Annotated in this window: 16 protein-coding genes; 10 read left to right on the forward strand and 6 right to left on the reverse strand. The window is 57.6% G+C overall.

The window, feature by feature from the left end:
• Window positions 1–220 precede the first annotated feature (220 nt).
• Complete coding sequence (locus V2S86_RS07785) at window positions 221–1,396, reverse strand: MFS transporter (protein ID WP_330761933.1); 1,176 nt, start codon at window positions 1,394–1,396, stop codon at window positions 221–223.
• Window positions 1,393–2,553 carry a serine hydrolase domain-containing protein gene (locus V2S86_RS07790; protein ID WP_330761934.1) on the reverse strand — a complete coding sequence of 387 codons (1,161 nt, stop codon included), beginning with the start codon at window positions 2,551–2,553 and terminating at the stop codon, window positions 1,393–1,395. Before V2S86_RS07790 ends, V2S86_RS07785 begins: the two co-directional genes overlap by 4 nt.
• Before the next feature lie 125 nt (window positions 2,554–2,678).
• On the opposite strand from V2S86_RS07790, the gene V2S86_RS07795 reads away from it, so the two are divergent.
• The 6 genes from V2S86_RS07795 (at window position 2,679) to V2S86_RS07820 (ending at window position 9,073) form a co-directional block, all read left to right on the forward strand.
• The gene (locus V2S86_RS07795) at window positions 2,679–3,566 is read left to right on the forward strand and encodes a LysR family transcriptional regulator (protein WP_330761935.1); all 888 of its coding nucleotides are present in this window, start codon (window positions 2,679–2,681) and stop codon (window positions 3,564–3,566) included.
• A 229-nt stretch (window positions 3,567–3,795) separates the two neighbouring features.
• Complete coding sequence (locus V2S86_RS07800; protein WP_330761936.1) at window positions 3,796–5,115, forward strand: MmgE/PrpD family protein; 1,320 nt, start codon at window positions 3,796–3,798, stop codon at window positions 5,113–5,115.
• 17 nt (window positions 5,116–5,132) lie between these two features.
• Window positions 5,133–6,470, forward strand: a complete 1,338-nt coding sequence (locus V2S86_RS07805; RefSeq protein ID WP_330761937.1) for an LLM class flavin-dependent oxidoreductase — start codon at window positions 5,133–5,135, stop codon at window positions 6,468–6,470.
• A 16-nt stretch (window positions 6,471–6,486) separates the two neighbouring features.
• Window positions 6,487–7,401 carry an ABC transporter substrate-binding protein gene (locus tag V2S86_RS07810; RefSeq protein WP_004944223.1) on the forward strand — a complete coding sequence of 305 codons (915 nt, stop codon included), beginning with the start codon at window positions 6,487–6,489 and terminating at the stop codon, window positions 7,399–7,401.
• Window positions 7,398–8,315, forward strand: coding sequence for an amino acid ABC transporter permease (locus tag V2S86_RS07815; RefSeq protein WP_330761938.1), 918 nt, complete (start codon window positions 7,398–7,400; stop codon window positions 8,313–8,315). Before V2S86_RS07810 ends, V2S86_RS07815 begins: the two co-directional genes overlap by 4 nt.
• Entirely contained in the window at window positions 8,312–9,073 is a 762-nt protein-coding gene (locus V2S86_RS07820) for an amino acid ABC transporter ATP-binding protein (protein ID WP_330761939.1), read from the forward strand. Before V2S86_RS07815 ends, V2S86_RS07820 begins: the two co-directional genes overlap by 4 nt.
• A gap of 38 nt (window positions 9,074–9,111) precedes the next feature.
• On the opposite strand, the gene V2S86_RS07825 is transcribed toward V2S86_RS07820, so the two are convergent.
• Window positions 9,112–9,246: an AcrZ family multidrug efflux pump-associated protein gene (locus V2S86_RS07825; protein ID WP_006318794.1), complete on the reverse strand. Its 135-nt coding sequence runs from the start codon at window positions 9,244–9,246 to the stop codon at window positions 9,112–9,114.
• A gap of 244 nt (window positions 9,247–9,490) precedes the next feature.
• Here V2S86_RS07825 and V2S86_RS07830 point away from each other — a divergent pair, with 244 nt between their 5' ends.
• Window positions 9,491–10,018, forward strand: coding sequence for a GNAT family N-acetyltransferase (locus V2S86_RS07830; RefSeq protein WP_330763171.1), 528 nt, complete (start codon window positions 9,491–9,493; stop codon window positions 10,016–10,018).
• A 174-nt stretch (window positions 10,019–10,192) separates the two neighbouring features.
• Window positions 10,193–10,366: a glycine zipper 2TM domain-containing protein gene (locus V2S86_RS07835; protein WP_418346467.1), complete on the forward strand. Its 174-nt coding sequence runs from the start codon at window positions 10,193–10,195 to the stop codon at window positions 10,364–10,366.
• A gap of 76 nt (window positions 10,367–10,442) precedes the next feature.
• On the opposite strand, the gene V2S86_RS07840 is transcribed toward V2S86_RS07835, so the two are convergent.
• Window positions 10,443–10,712 carry a hypothetical protein gene (locus tag V2S86_RS07840; protein ID WP_330761940.1) on the reverse strand — a complete coding sequence of 90 codons (270 nt, stop codon included), beginning with the start codon at window positions 10,710–10,712 and terminating at the stop codon, window positions 10,443–10,445.
• 181 nt (window positions 10,713–10,893) lie between these two features.
• Here V2S86_RS07840 and V2S86_RS07845 point away from each other — a divergent pair, with 181 nt between their 5' ends.
• Entirely contained in the window at window positions 10,894–11,094 is a 201-nt protein-coding gene (locus V2S86_RS07845; RefSeq protein ID WP_330761941.1) for a hypothetical protein, read from the forward strand.
• A 129-nt stretch (window positions 11,095–11,223) separates the two neighbouring features.
• On the opposite strand, the gene V2S86_RS07850 is transcribed toward V2S86_RS07845, so the two are convergent.
• Window positions 11,224–12,942, reverse strand: a complete 1,719-nt coding sequence (locus V2S86_RS07850) for a penicillin-binding transpeptidase domain-containing protein (RefSeq protein ID WP_311992731.1) — start codon at window positions 12,940–12,942, stop codon at window positions 11,224–11,226.
• A gap of 102 nt (window positions 12,943–13,044) precedes the next feature.
• Complete coding sequence (gene mrdA, locus V2S86_RS07855) at window positions 13,045–14,970, reverse strand: penicillin-binding protein 2 (protein ID WP_330761942.1); 1,926 nt, start codon at window positions 14,968–14,970, stop codon at window positions 13,045–13,047.
• A 293-nt stretch (window positions 14,971–15,263) separates the two neighbouring features.
• On the opposite strand from mrdA, the gene V2S86_RS07860 reads away from it, so the two are divergent.
• Window positions 15,264–15,545, forward strand: coding sequence for a YjcB family protein (locus tag V2S86_RS07860; protein WP_004944199.1), 282 nt, complete (start codon window positions 15,264–15,266; stop codon window positions 15,543–15,545).
• The last annotated feature ends 2 nt before the right edge of the window (window positions 15,546–15,547 follow it).

Consider the following 15,547-nt stretch of genomic DNA (forward strand, 5'->3'; position numbering starts at 1 on the left):
GCTGACTCCTGAAAGAACCTGTCAGCAGCCTATGCCATCGCCGGACAAGGCGGAAGACGCAGCGAATGCAGTTTATTAGTGCATCAGACGCCATGTTTGGTTATATTTCAGCGTTGGCTGCCTGCAACGCTTAATCCGGTAAAATTAATCGCCACCGTATTTTCGACAGCGGCGATTAGTGATTTATCCGGCTTCCCAACTCACTGCGCAGTAACCATGATCAAGCCATACCTTCACTCACCGCGGCCGTTCTCCGTGGGTAAATCCCGATCTTGACCGCAATGGTTATTACCGCCAGCGCAGCGAACACCCCACCACAGAGAATGCTGCCCTGCAGGCCCAACGCATCGATAAACCACCCGCTGACCACCGAACCGACCGCCACGCCCAAATTGATAAAGGCGATATACAGCCCGGTAGCAAACTCAGGTGCCTGTGGCGCTTCGGATGTCAGCCAGATCTGGGTCACGATCAGGCCGCTGGTGTGCGCAGCGCCCCAGAACAGACAGAGCGCGATCATCGGCCCCGTCTGCGCGCTGCCGTAGCGATACAGCAGCAGATAAGCGGCCGCCAACACTATCGGGTGCAGTAACGTAGTCGCTACCCGGTTCCGGTTCAGCAACTTACCGGCCAACAGGTTACCGGCTACCCCGCCGGCGCCAAAAATCACCAGCAGGATACCCACCATCGGCTCGCGAATGGCGGTTTGTCGGCTCAGGTATTCGGTGGCATAAGCATAAACGGAGAACATGGCGGCGAAAATCAGCACGCAGGCGGCAATATTCAGCCACAGCGCGCCGCTGCGCAGTATTGCCAGCTGTTTGCCGTAGCTAAGTTTTTGCGTAGCGGCGTCGGGCAGGCGGAAAAATAAGCCGACGCCCGCCAGCAGGTTAACCAACGCGCAGAACAGAAAAGAGGCTTCATAGCTGAACTGACCGGCGATCCAGTGGGTCAGCGGGATCCCCAGCACCATGCCCATACTGGTGCCGATAAACGCATAAGCGGTCGCCCGGGTCACCTGCTGTTTGGGGTACAACGACGCCGCCGCCACCATTGCCAGAGAAAAATAAATCGGGTGGAACAGCGCCGGCAGGATGCGCAGGATCATCAGGGTGCTGAAACTGGCGGCATAAGCCGACAGCATGCTGACTAACGAGAACACGGCCAGCGAAATCAACAGCATTCGCTTGCGGTTGAAGCGTGAAGCCAACAGCACCAGCAACGGCCCCAGCAAAGCGATGGTCACGGCAAACAGGCCGACCAGCCAACCGGCCTGCGCGGTTGAAATCCCGTAGCGCGCAATGATCAACGGCAAAATGCCCACCACGCCAAACTCGATGCAGTAAACGCCGAACAGCCCCAGCGCAATGAAAAAAATCGGCGGCAGGATCTTCATCGTGGTTCTCCCAACCCGTCATATACCGCCTGACACAGCTCGCCGACAAACGCCCCCGCCATCCCCTCGAGCGCCGTATTGGTGAAGGCCACCACGCTGAGTTGCCGCGAGGGATCGACGAACCAGGAATGGCCGTAGGTACCGCCCATGCGCCAGGTGCCGATCGATTCCGGCGTCTGCGCCGCCTGCGGATCTTTCAGCAGGGTGATCCCCAGACCAAAACCGCGCCCCGGCCAGAATGGCATCGGCAGATCGCCTATCTGGTTGCTGGTCATCGCCGTTACCCACTCCGTTGGCAGCAGCGGCGCGCCGCCCTGGCGCAAGGTTTCCAACAGCCGCAAGAAATCTTCGGCGGAGCCCACCATGCCCGCGCCGCCGGAGGCATAAGCGCCAGCCTCTAACGCCCGGGTCGGGGACAGGATAAAACCGGCCGTATCCTCGATAAAAGGCAGACGATCGGGTTGTTGCAGCGGCCGGGGTTCGGGATGCTGGTTGGCATAAGCCACCGTCAACCGCTGCACATCCGTGGCGGTAAACCCGGTGTCGTGCATCGCCAGCGGCCCGGTCACCAACTGCGCCACCGCCTCCGCCAACGGCAAGCCGCTGGCCTGCTCAATCACGGCGCCCAGCACGTCGGTGGCAATCGAATAGCGCCACTCGGTTCCCGGTGCCGCCAACAGCGGGGCCGAAGCAATGCGCCGCAGGTTTTCTTCCAGACTCAGCCGGTCATCATCCATCCCGTCGGAGACGCCCGCCTGCGCATAGAACCCCTGTTCCGGCTGGAAAAACCGGTAGCTCAATCCGGCGGTGTGGGTCATCAGGTGACGCACCGTCATTGGCGGTACGCGCCCGTCGGCGGTGCGCGGCCGGAAAGCCGGCAACCAGCGCGTCACCGGGTCCTCCAACCCCAAACGCCCTTGTGCCATTAACGCCAGCGCCGCGGTGGAAACGATAGGTTTGGAGACCGAGGCCAGCCGGAACAGCGCGTTGGCAGCCATCGGCTTGCCGGCCTCTCGGTCCGCCATGCCCGCCGCACGGTGATAAACCACTTCACCGCCCTGCGCCACCAATACAACCGCACCGACCAGCCGTTTGTCCTCCAGCGCCAGATCGACAGTTTTATCAATAGCCACGGTAGCCAGCTTGTATTCACTCATGGGTCACGCTCCAGGTAGGTAGACAGTCAATTCTGTCGCTACCGAGAATAGAGTTTGGCGATTAACGGAAAAACAGGCTAGATTTCCCTTCATACCGGACACTAGCATCCGCAATAGGGGGGAACATGGATAATCTGGCAGGCGTTTCGGCCTTTGTTCAGTCAGCCGAAACGCTCAGTTTTGTCGAGGCAGGCCGCGTGCTGGGGGTCTCCGCTTCGGCCATCGGCAAAAGCATCGCCCGGCTGGAGACGCGCTTGGGCGTGCGGCTGTTTCACCGCAGCACCCGCAGCATGACGCTGACGGCGGAAGGCACGCTTTTCCTGCAGCGCTGCCAGCGGATCCTTGGCGAAATGGCGGCGGCGGAACAGGAACTGAGCGATACCCGCAGTGCGCCACGCGGTAAATTACGCGTCAGTTTGCCCCTGGTGGGCAGCCTGCTGAATCCGGTGTTGGCGGAGTTTATCCGCCAATATCCGCAGATTGAACTGGAGGTGGATTTTTCCGATCGCCGGGTTGAGGTGATTGAGGAAGGTTTTGACGCGGTGATCCGCGTCGGAGAAACCGAAGATTCCCGGCTGATGAGCCGCCAATTGGGCACCTTCCACCTGCAACTGGTGGCGGCACCCGGCTATTTACGCCAGGCGGGTATCCCGCAACAGCCGGCCGATCTGCGTCAGCATGCCTGCCTGCTGTATAAATTCCCCACCACCGGAAAAGTCGAAAGCTGGCCGGTGCCGGGTTGGGACAAAATCCTCGGCGAGGGTCTGCGTGCCAGCGTAGTGTGCAATACCGTCGATACGCTGATTTATCTGGCGGAACAGGGCCAGGGCATCGCCTGCCTGCCCGACTTCGCCGTCAAGCAGGCGTTGGCCGGGCAACGCTTGCAGCAGGTTCTCGGCGGGCACAGCCACCATACCGGCAGCTTTAAAATTCTCTGGCCTTCCAGCAAGCACCTGGCTCCCCGACTGCGGGTGTTTATCGATCTGCTGAGCGAACGGTTGTTTCCGGCTTAACGGCGTAACGCGGCTTAAGAGCAATTCCGGCTTTGCTTTGCACAAAATTAGCTAAGCCAGCAACGACAGTGCCTGACGGCGGGCCTCGCCGCGTTAGCGTCTTTCCATGATATTCCATTTTGAAATATGAAAGTCCCGTTCGTTCTTTCGGGGCACGGAAAATCACCACACAATAAAACCTGAATCGCAGGCCGGCTCATAACCGCATAAAAAATCAGGGTTTATACTCTTGTCATCGCTCATTACCGCTCAATTTACCCGTCTGGTGCTGGATACCCAGCCTGATGATCTCGCCCTGTCAGCCGCTCGTCGCGGCCTGATGGACTATTTCGCCTGCGCATTGCCGATCGTCCACGGCGCGCTGAACGATACCGGGCTGGCGACGGTGAAATCGGTGTTCCCGCCGATCGGCGTTGAGAACCGCGCCCTGTATTTTGGCTACGTCAGCCACTCGCTGGATTTCGATGATTACCACCCTGCGCTGCGCGGCCACCCCACTACCGTGGTGCTGTCTGCCTTGCTGGCGCTGACCGGTGACCGCGACGATGCCGCCGCGCTGTTAACCGCCTATGCGATCGGCGTAGAAGCCGCCGGGCGATTGGGGTTGGCGGCCGGAACCCAGCATTATCAGTTGGGTTTCCACAGCACCGCGACCCTGGGCGCGGTCGCCGCCAGCGCAGCCGCCGCACGCTATTTGGGATTGACCCCGCCCCAGACGCAGATTGCACTCGGCCTGGCCGCTACCCAGGCCGCCGGGCTGCGCAGCCAGTTCGGTTCTGCCGCCAAACCTCTGCACGCCGGGTTGGCGGCGCGCGCGGCGGTCAATGCCGTGCTGCTGGCGCAGGCGGGCTTTGCCGGCCAGCCGGAAGGCGTGATTGACAGCCTGTTCAGTTCCCACGGTGACGGCCGGCAGCGGCCGGATCTGCTGACTGCAGATTGGGGCGCGCCGTGGCGCATCCTGCAACCGGGCCTGGAGTTTAAACGTTACCCGACCTGCGGCGGCACCCACAGCGCGGCCGAAGCCGCCTTCGCCCTGCGTGAAAACCTGCTCGAACAAGGTATTACCGCCGACGAGATGCCTGCCGCCATCCGCCGCATTCAGGTCAGTTTCCCGCCCGGCGCGGATACCGCCCCTTATATTCACCGGCCGGTAAACGGCGTCGAAGCGCGTTTCAGCCTGGAATATGTGATCGCCGATGCGCTGTACAGCGGTGCCGTGCCGCTGATGCATTACGGTGAAAACCCCGTCGACCCGATAATTGCCGCACTGGCGGCGCGGGTAGAACGGCATGCCGATCTGACTGCCCCGCCAGACGAGTGGGATCCGGAACTGCGTTTCCACCGCGTGACGCTGACGCTGCACGACGGCCGTCAATTCAGTGACATTGTCACCAGAAAGCAAACCGCCGCCCGCCCAACGGACGTCGAAGCCAAGCTGCGCAGCATCCTGCAACTGCTGCCGCAACTGGACGGCGACCGCGTGGTTCGCGACTGCGCACTGACGCAGCCCGGTGCGACGGCACGGTTAATTGCATTATTAAATCAATAATAAATAGAGGACAAATTATGAGTGCTTCACCTTCAACACCATCGCGTCAATTACGTCTCGGCCTGTTTGTTCAAGCCTTGGGGCACCATGTCGGCGGTTGGCGCGCAGAAGGCGCCAGCGGATCACCGACCGATATCGACTGGTTCACCTGGATCGCCCAAAAAGCCGAAGAAGGCACCTTTGACATGTTCTTCGTCGGCGACGCGCTGGCCACCAGCGTACACCGCTTGCCTTCGACGATGTCGCGCCTGGAGCCGCTGACCTTGCTGGCGGCGCTGGCGGTCAACACTCGCCATATCGGGCTGGCGGCCACCGCCTCCACCACCTTCGACCAACCTTTCCATCTGGCGCGCGCCATGGCATCCATCGACCATATCAGCCACGGCCGTGCAGCCTGGAACGTGGTGACGTCCTTCTCCAGCGATGCCGCACGCAACTTCAGCCGTGACGATCTGCCTTCGCACGCCGAACGTTACGAAGTGGCGCGCGAGTTCCTCGAAGCCAGCTACAAGCTGTGGGACGGCTGGGAAGAAGACGCCATCGTGCGTGACAAACAACAGGGCATCTACGCCATCGACGACAAAATTCACGCCGCCAACCACAAGGGCAAGCACTTCTCGGTGCAGGGGCCGCTGAACATTTCGCGTTCCCCACAGGGGCGCCCGGTGATTATCGAAGCCGGCTCTTCACCGGCCGGGCAACAGCTGGCGGCAGAAACCGCCGAGGTGGTGTTTACCGCCGCCGCCACGCTGGAGGAAGGCCAGGCGTTTTATCGCAGCCAGAAAAAATATGTGGCCGAGGCCGGCCGTAACCCGGACCACCTGCTGATCCTGCCGGGCGTGATGCCGATTATCGGCCGCACCAAGGCTGAAGCGCAGGAGACCTGGTATCAGTTGAATCAGTTAGTGGATATCGATAACGGCATCGAGCAGCTTTCCGCCCGCTTCGGCTTCGATCTGAGCGACTACCCGCTCGATGGCCCGGTGCCGGATGTTGGCGCAACCGAAGGCGGCCAAAGCCGGGTGAAACTGCTGACCGATCTGGCCGCGCGGGAAAACCTGACGCTGCGGGAACTGGCTGCGGTAGCGGCAGGCTCGCGCGGGCACCGCGTGGTGGTCGGCACCGCCGAAGAGATCGCCGATGACTTCCAGCTGTGGCTGGAACAGCAAGGCGCCGACGGCTTTAACATCATGCCCGCCGTGCTGCCGAATCAGCTGGAGCTGTTCGTCGAGCTGGTCATACCGGAGCTGCGCCGCCGTGGCCTGTTCCGCGAGGAATACCGCTATTCAACCCTGCGTGAAAACCTGGGTCTGCCGGAACCGGCAATCAACTTCGCCAACGTAAAATCGGCTTAATCTGCAGGGGAATACCATGAAAACTACCGTTAAACGCACTGTGCTGTCCCTGCTGTTGGCTTCTTCCACCTTAGCCCCGCTGGCCACAGGCTATGCCGCCGAAGGCGATGTGCCCTTCAAGGCCGCGCTGAAAGCCAGCGCCGATCCGAAACTGCACGACAGCCTGCCTGACGCCGTCAAAAAAGCCGGCTTTATCGTGGCGGGCACTAACCCGAACACGCCGCCGACCACCTTCTACGAGGCGGACAACAAAACGCTGGCCGGGCGTGAAATCGACGTCATGAGCGCAATTGCCGATCGTCTCGGTGTCGCGATCCACTGGAAGGACACCGGCGGTTTCGACAATATCATTCCCGGCCTGAAATCCGGTCGCTACGACGTGGCGCTGGCCAACATCGACGCCAACAAGAAGCGTTTCCAACAGGTGGACTTCGTCGGTTATTACAATGCCTCAAAACTGGCGCTGATCGCCCGTAAAGATGCGGCGCTCGGCCCGTACACCGAGCTGGCGCAACTGTGCGGCCAAACCGTCGGCGCCGGTGCCGGCACTTCGCAGGTCACCCGTTTGCAGCAGGCCAGCGACCAGTGCGTCAGCGCCGGCAAACCGGCGATCACCATTCCGATCTTCCCGGATCGTCCGGCAGGCGTGCAGGCGACGATCAGCGGCCGCGTGCCGATGTTCTTCGGCCCGTATGAAGGCCTGCGCTACCAGGCGAGCCACGTTAAAGCGCTGGCGCTGGCCGGCGACATCAATATCGAAGGCACCACGGTAGCCATCGCGTTGCCAAAAGGCTCCGAACTGGTAAAACCGGTGCAGGCCGCGCTTAACTCGCTGATTGCCGATGGCAGCTACCAGAAAATCCTCGACGGTTGGGATATCGGTTTCGGCGCGGTGAAAACCGCCGGCATCAACGAAGAGATTGCAAAATGAGTGCGCAACAACCTGCCGATGATGCCGAACTGAGCATCGTCGGTCATCGGCATTACGGGCGCTGGTTCAGCGCCCTGATCGTGCTGCTGATCGTCGGCATCATCGCCAACTCGATGCTGCACAACCCGCGCTTCGAATGGGCGGTGGTGGCGGAAAACTTTACCGAGGCGTCCATCATCAACGGCGTGATCATGACGCTGAAGCTGACGGTCATCTCGGTGATCTTCGGTTTCGCCGGCGGCGTGCTGCTGGCGCTGATGCGTCTCTCCGCCAACCCGGTGCTGGTCGCGGTAAGCTGGTTTTATACCTGGTTCTTCCGCGCGGTACCTATGCTGGTGCAGCTTTTCCTGTGGTACAACATCGCCGCGCTCTATCCGCGCATCAGCCTGTGGATCCCGTTTCTGGGCGAGGTCGCCAGCGCACCGACCAACACCATCATCAGTACCTTCAGCGCTGCGGTGATTGCTCTGGTCATGCATCAGTCGGCCTATGCGGCAGAGATTGTACGCGCAGGCATTCAAAGCGTAGGCAGTGGCCAACTGGAAGCCGCCAAGGCATTGGGCTATCGCCGTGGGCAGATCCTGTGGCGAGTGGTTTTGCCGCAGGCCATGCGCACCATTTTGCCGCCGGCCGGCAATGAGGTGATCGGGCAGCTTAAAACCACCGCCGTGGTGTCGGTTATCGCCCTGCAAGACGTGCTGTATTCGGCGCAGATTATCTACCAACGCACCTATGAGGTGATCCCGCTGTTGCTGGTCGCCACGCTGTGGTATCTGGTGATGACCTCGATTCTGTCGATTGGCCAGCACTATATTGAGCGCTATTTCGGTCGTGGTACTCAAGCGACGCGCGGCGGCTGGCTGCTGCGCAACCGCAAGGCCCCGACCGAACTGAACCCGGGAGCAGAACAATGAGCGCCGCCATTCACATCAACCAGGTGCGCAAATCCTTCTCCGGCACCGAAGTGCTGAAGAACATCAGCCTGCAGATCCCGGCCGGTTCGGTCACGGTTATCCTCGGCCCTTCCGGCTCGGGGAAATCGACCTTGCTGCGCTGCATCAACCACCTTGAAAAGCTCGACGGCGGCACCATCCGCGTGGGTGAGCAACTGATAGGCTATCGCCAGAAAGGCAAGCATCTGTATGAGCTGAAGGAGTCTGAGGTCGCCGAACAGCGTAAAAGCATCGGCATGGTGTTCCAGCAGTTCAACCTCTTCCCGCACCGCACGGTGCTGGAAAACGTCACGGAAGCGCCGCTGCTGGTGAAAAAGGAAAAGAAAGCCGTGGTGGTCGAACGGGCGAAGGCCCTGCTGACCCGCGTGGGGCTGGAACATCGCATTAACGCCTGGCCACGCGAGCTTTCCGGTGGCCAGCAGCAGCGTGTGGCGATCGCCCGTGCGCTGGCGATGAATCCTGAGGTATTGTTGTTTGATGAGCCGACTTCCGCGCTCGATCCGGAACTGGTTGGCGAAGTGTTGCAGGTGATGAAGGGCCTGACCCATTCCGGCATGACGATGGTCGTGGTCACCCATGAAATCGGTTTTGCCCGCGAAGTGGCGGATCAAATCATCTTTATGGATCAGGGGAAAGTGGTCGAAACGGGGACTGCGCAGCAGGTGCTGGATGCGCCTCAGCATGAAAGGACGCGTAACTTCCTGGCGACGGTGCTTTAGGTTGCATCAGGGGGCATTGCGCCCCCTGAACCTTGAATTCAGTCGTTTTTTCTGCCAATAGCGGAGAAAACGTTAAACAATTCACCCAGGCCATAAATCGAGCCCAGCAACACGGCTATCATTACCGGCACCAGGATCACCACGGTTGCCAAACTCTCAATCATTTCTAACATCGTTGTCTCCTGGTTTTTTAAGCGGAGAAAGCCATTCACAAATGGACTTGAATTTCTCCGGGATACCGCACATTTTATTGTTGGTATTTTCAATTTGTGACAGACATCACACTTGAAGGTAGCTAATGTAACTTACACAGATACATTAAGACAATGACAAAAAATGCTCTGGAAAACGCGGATTAAAACGACGAAACACCGGTGAGGAGCCTGCTCGAAACAGGTAATCAAGGTACAAAAAATGATGATAACGCTAAGAATGGCTCGGCCTGCGGATGCACCGGCGATCGCTCGTTTGCACGTGCAGGTCTGGCGCAGTACTTACCAAGGGCTGGCGACGCCGGCGGCCTATGCCGCGCTGGATGAACCAAGGCGGTTGGCCCAGTGGCAAGAAAAACTGCAGCAACCGGGTACAGCGCAGGTGCTGCTGGCCGAATCGGCTGGCCAGTTGATTGGCTTCTGCCTGGCCGACGCCCCTTCCCATCCGCAGTTTGGCGAGCATGCCGAGATAAAATCACTTTTCGTCAGCGATACGCATCAACGTCAGGGCATTGGTCGCAGGTTGCTTGGTGCGGCAGCACGAGAAATGCTAAGGGTCGGTTATCGCAGCATTGCACTGGGGGTGGTTGAAGGAAATGACAGCGCCATGCGGTTTTATCAGGCATTGGGCGGAGCTCCGGCCGGTAACTACACCGATCCCGGCCCGTTGTGGCGCTCCAGCAATGTGATTTACGTCTGGCCGGATATTCGCCATCTGGCGGCCGTTAAATAATAAACAGAGCTCAAAATTAAGAATATTTACCTATTCTATTTTCTGCCGGAGGAATACATTCATCTCAACTTCTACCGAGCGATTAATTGCCGTGTTTTTAGCCAAGTAATCGATCATTTTACCAGGATGATTTTTATGAACATTAAACGTGTTGCCGGCGTGTTGGTTCTTGTTATGGCTACGCTTTCTGTAACTGCATGCGGACATATGTCTAACCGCAATCGTAACACGGCAATCGGTGCCGGCGTAGGCGCACTGGGCGGTGCAGTATTGACCGACGGCAGCACCCTGGGCACCTTGGGCGGTGCGGCACTGGGCGGTATTATCGGTCACCAAACCAGCCGTTAATGATAGCCGAATAATAAAAATCTCAGGCCGGAATAACTGCAATAATGCGCTATTCTTGCCTGAGTTAATATTATTTTTACGGCCCGTTGTCCCCTTCTTCTTTTAAATTATCACCTAAATCATCACCGAAGGTGGGTGAAAGATGCCCATTTCCCCCGGAAATTGCCGTGAGTTTCATTGATTCCTCTCGCCTCCCTTCTGCCCGTCGTTGCGAAAATCGGAAGATATCAGCCGAAGAAAAAACCACACTGAAAAAGCAGATATTGGCTCCCCCTACCAGATATATAACTGGAAAATAAGATTGCTCACTAAAATCATTTGCTTCATTTATTAATGAATGGTTCATGGCCAATATATAATAAAATTCGCCGTAGACGATTACTGGATAAGCTAATAACCTCTCCCTGTCACTCCCTCAAGAAAAAGAAATGGCATTACTTAGGGCAGTGATAATACATCGTTCGCCTTCAGATAAACGCTGATTAGGCTGGCAAGTTTAATTCTATTTTCATTATTAAGGATGAGTTATGAAATTATCAAACGCAATACTTCTCTCGGCAATTCTGGCGTCCTCAGTTGGCGTGTCTGCCGTCGCCTCCGCCGCACAACGTCCCGCCGGCGTTTGCACCTTTATTTACGAACCGGTTCCCTACGTCACCAAAGACGGCAAAAAAATCCAGGCACCTAATGCCTGTGTGGCAAAATGGTGGGCGGCTCAGGGCAAATAATTTGGGCTGCAGGCCAATCTATTGCATTACCTGCTAAATAAAAGGAATTGGGTCTGTGAGCCCGGACCCAATTCCTGCCTTATTTACCCAATCTCCGTCATAAATAACGTCATTGGCACAGCTTAGATATTATCCCTTCACCTGAGAAACCACGTTTAGCGGTTGAGCGTCCGGCAGAATGTTCATATGCTCCAGCACCTGCGCCATGATCTTGCCGAATACCGGGCCGGCCACCGAACCGCCGAAGTGCTTGCCGGCTTTCGGATTGTTGACCATCACCACCAGCGCCACCTGCGGATCGCTGGCCGGCGCCACGCCTGCGGTGTAGTTGATATAACCGCCGTCATATTTGCCGTTGGCGCCCATCTTCTCGGCGGTACCGGTTTTAATCGCCAGCCGGTAACCCGGCACTGCGGCGCTGACCCCGCTACCACCCGGCAAGGCGTCGCTTTCCATCATATGCACCACGGTTTTCACCGTCTCTTCCGGCAAGATCCGCTGCCCCATGACCGGCGGCGTAACCCGCGTAATCGACAGCGGCCGGTAGACGCCGTAAGAACCGATAGCGGCATATTCCCGCGCCATTTGCAGCGGCGTAACGCGCAACCCGTAGCCGAAGGAGAAAGTCGCCCGTTCGATATCGGCCCAGCGTTCACGATGCTGCGGCAGATAACCGCTGCTCTCGTTGCCGATGCCCAGATCGGTCGGCAGCCCCAGACCAAAGCTCTTGTAGACCGCCGGTAGCACGGTGGCGGGCAGCGCCAATGCAATATGCGACACCGCGATGTCGCTGGATTTTTGCAGCACGCCGGTAATGGTCAGTTTGGACCAGTGGCCAACGTCCTTGATCAAGTGGCCGTTGACCCGGTACGGCGTGGTATCCAGCACCGTGTCCGGCTTAATCAGTCGATGTTCCAGTCCGACCATCACGACGACCGGTTTTACCGTCGAACCCGGCTCGAAGCTGTCGCTGCTGCAAACGTTGCGAATATCTTTCGCCGGCGTATTGGCATAATTATTCGGGTTAAACGACGGGTAGCTGGCCATGCCAAGCACCTCGCCGGTACTGACTTTCACCAGCACCGCACAGCCGGAATCGGCCTGGTTGGCCACCACGCCATCGCGAATTTGCGCATAGAGTACGTACTGGATAAATTTGTCGATGCTCAGCGTAACGTTCGGCGGCGGCACGGGATCGACGCTCTTGATCACGCCAATCACCGCCCCGCTGCCGTCCTTCTGGTACACCCGCATCCCGTTCTTGCCTTGCAGCAGGTGGTTGAAGCCCAGTTCGATGCCTTCAAGCCCCTGATTGTCCTGCCCGACAATCCCTATCAGCCCGGCGGCATCCTGGCCCATCGGGTAAAAGCGGCTGAAATCCTGCTCGGTGCTGACCCCGGTCAGATGCAGTTTGCTGATGTAGTTGGCGTTATCGTCTTCAACCTTGCGCGCCAGATAGACGAAACGCTTGTGGGCGTTGGTCTGAATCAACTTTTGCACGTCCGTCAGCGGCATTTTCAGCACGTTGGCCAGACTCTGCCAGCGCTCGTTGCCGGTATCGGTATGGGTGTCGAGAATATGCTTGGGATCCAGCACGATATCTTTCGAAGACACGCTCACCGCCAACGCTTCGTCATTACGGTCGGTGATCATCCCGCGGTTGGTCGGCAGCACCTGCGTACGGATCGAACGCTGATCCGCCTGGTCCGCCAACTGCTGATGCTCCATCAATTGCAAATAGCCCACCCGGAACGCCAGCAGGAAAAAACACACCAGAATACCGGCGCAAATCCAGCCAAACCTCAGTGAGGAATAATTTTTACCGCTCTTTTTTATTAATGGTGCCACTGTTAACCCTGCGTTTTTATTCGGATTATGTCATTATTTCAGTCTACCCTGACGGAAATCTTTAGAAGATTGCAGTTTGTAAGAAAGTAAAAACAAACGCGTTTACTGTTGCACATCCTCACTGTCGTTTAACTCCGGTTTAACTTTCTGCCCATCATCAGGTTTCGGCGCGTTGGCCGGGTCAAAAATATGATCAAGGATCGCCCTTGCGGTGGGCCCCGCCACCACGCCGTCACCGCCGCCGTTTTCCAGAATCAGCGCCATCGCCACCCGCGGATTTTTATAGGGAGCGAACAGCGTGTAGAAAATATGGTCACGCAACCGTACCGGGATCATCTTGGCGTTATAGGTCTGATTTTCTCTCAGACTGAAAACCTGCGAGGTGCCGGATTTGGCGGCGATCTGATAAGGCGCGGTATGGAACAACTTATAACCGGTGCCGTTCGGCAGGTTGGCCATACCGTACATGCCGTTGCGTACAATGCCCCAGTACGGTGATTTGGCATCACCGATCTGTGCCGTCTGCAACGGCGGCTGATAGCGGCTCACCCGATTGCCCTGGCGCATGGAATACAGCAGATGGGGCGTTTTCACCTTGCCGTTATTGATAAGCGTGGTCAGCGCCTTCACCATCTGAATCGGCGTGGCGACCCAATACCCCTGGCCGATGCCGACCGACACGGTATCGCCCTGATACCAGGGTTTTTTATGCACCCGCTGCTTCCATTCGCGGCTGGGCAGTACGCCGCGATACTCTTCGTTAAGATCGATCCCGGTCGCCTGGCCGTAACCGAACTGGCTCAGCCAGCTGTGAATGCGATCAATGCCCATTTCAAACGCCACCTGATAAAAGAAGGTATCGGCGGATTCCTCAATCGCCTTGGTGACGTTCAGCATACCGTGGCCGCTCTTCAGCCAGTCGCGGTAACGACGCTGGGTACCCGGCAACGTCCAGGTCGGCGCGCCAAAGAAGCTGGTGTTGGGCGTGATCACCCCGGCGAACAGCGCAGAGGTAGCCATATAAGGCTTCACGGTGGACGCCGGCGGGTATAACCCCTGAGTGACGCGGTTAATCAGCGGTAGATCCGGGTTGGTCAATAAGCTTTTATAGGCTTTGTAACTGATGCCTTTCACGAAAGGATTGGGGTCGTAACTGGGGCTGGACACCATCGCCAGAATGCCGCCATCGCGCGGGTCCTCAACCACCACCGCCGCCCGCTGCCCCTTCAGAACCGACTCGATATACTGCTGCAACGGCAAATCGAGCGTCAGATAGATATTTTTGCCTGCCTGCGGCGGCTGTTCTTTCAGCAGGCGTATCACGCGGCCGTGGTTATCCACCTCCACTTCCTGATAGCCGGTGGTGCCATGCAGTTCCGACTCATAGTAAGCCTCAATACCCTGCTTGCCGATGTTATGGTCGGCGGCGTAATTTTCGCCGATGCCGGCTTTATTGAGGCGTTTCACATCGCCATCGTTGATTTTCGAGACGTAACCGACCACGTGCGCCAGTTCGGCGCCATACGGATATTCCCGCTGCTGATAGGTGTCGATGGTCACCCCGTCAAAACGGTATTGATTGACCGCAAAACGGGCAACCTCGGTGTCGTTCAGCCCGCTTTTCAACGTCACCGGTTTATAGCGGCCGTTGTGGTGCATGTCGTCGCGAAAGGTGGCGATATCCTCAGGCGTCAGATCGACAATCGGCGTCAGCGCCTGTAACAGCGCGGTCATATTGGCGATTTTGCTGGGAATCACCTGGATCTGGTACAGGGTAATGTTACGCACCAGTGGGATGCCGTTACGATCGAATATCAGCCCGCGGCTGGGCGCAATCGGCAGCATTTTGATGTCGTTCTGATTGGATCGCGTCTGGTAGAACGCATGTTGCTTAATCTGCAGGTGATACAGGTTGACGATCAGTGCGCCGAAGCAGGCGATCACCAATGCCATCGCCACGCAAGCGCGGCGAATAAACAACATTTCCTCAGCGGAATGGTCACGGATTTTTTCTTTTAAGAGGGCCATACGCAGCGCAGTACCTGTCTGACGTCACATTTTCCCCAGATAAATCAGGGCAGTGAAAAGTCGGCAAGCATAGCGTTATTGGTTAACGGCCCCCATTAAAAGGTTGCTAATGAAATGGCATAAATGTTTCAGCATGTTGGAATGTTTCCGGGTGCCGGTTTTTATGCCGAGCAGGGATTGAGCGACCCTTTATCCCAATGCTACAATGTGACGTAGATCACACAATTCCATTTTTGCCCGCACTGTTCTCCGGCGCCCTGCCGGCTGCGGCTTTTTACCAAGGATCACGTTCGATGAGTACCATAGCCACGGGTTTGATTATGATGCGCTGGGAGTTACTGAGCGCCGTAATGATGTTTATGGCCAGCCAGTTAAACGTCGTTTGTCGTAAAACCAGCCGTAACGGCATGGCATTCATGTTCAGTAGCCTCGGGCTGTTCACCACCTGCTGGTTCGTGATGGGCCTGATGGGTATCAGTTTCAGCCAGGAAGGATTCCTGCATTTTTGGTCGGTGACCAAAGACGTCTTTTTCGATGTGATGAGCAAAACCCCGACTGACTGGCCAATGCCCTGAGC

Origin of the sequence: Serratia sp. C2(1), from assembly GCF_036352655.1 — a bacterium.
In the GTDB taxonomy this organism is placed as follows: Bacteria; Pseudomonadota; Gammaproteobacteria; order Enterobacterales; family Enterobacteriaceae; genus Serratia; species Serratia inhibens.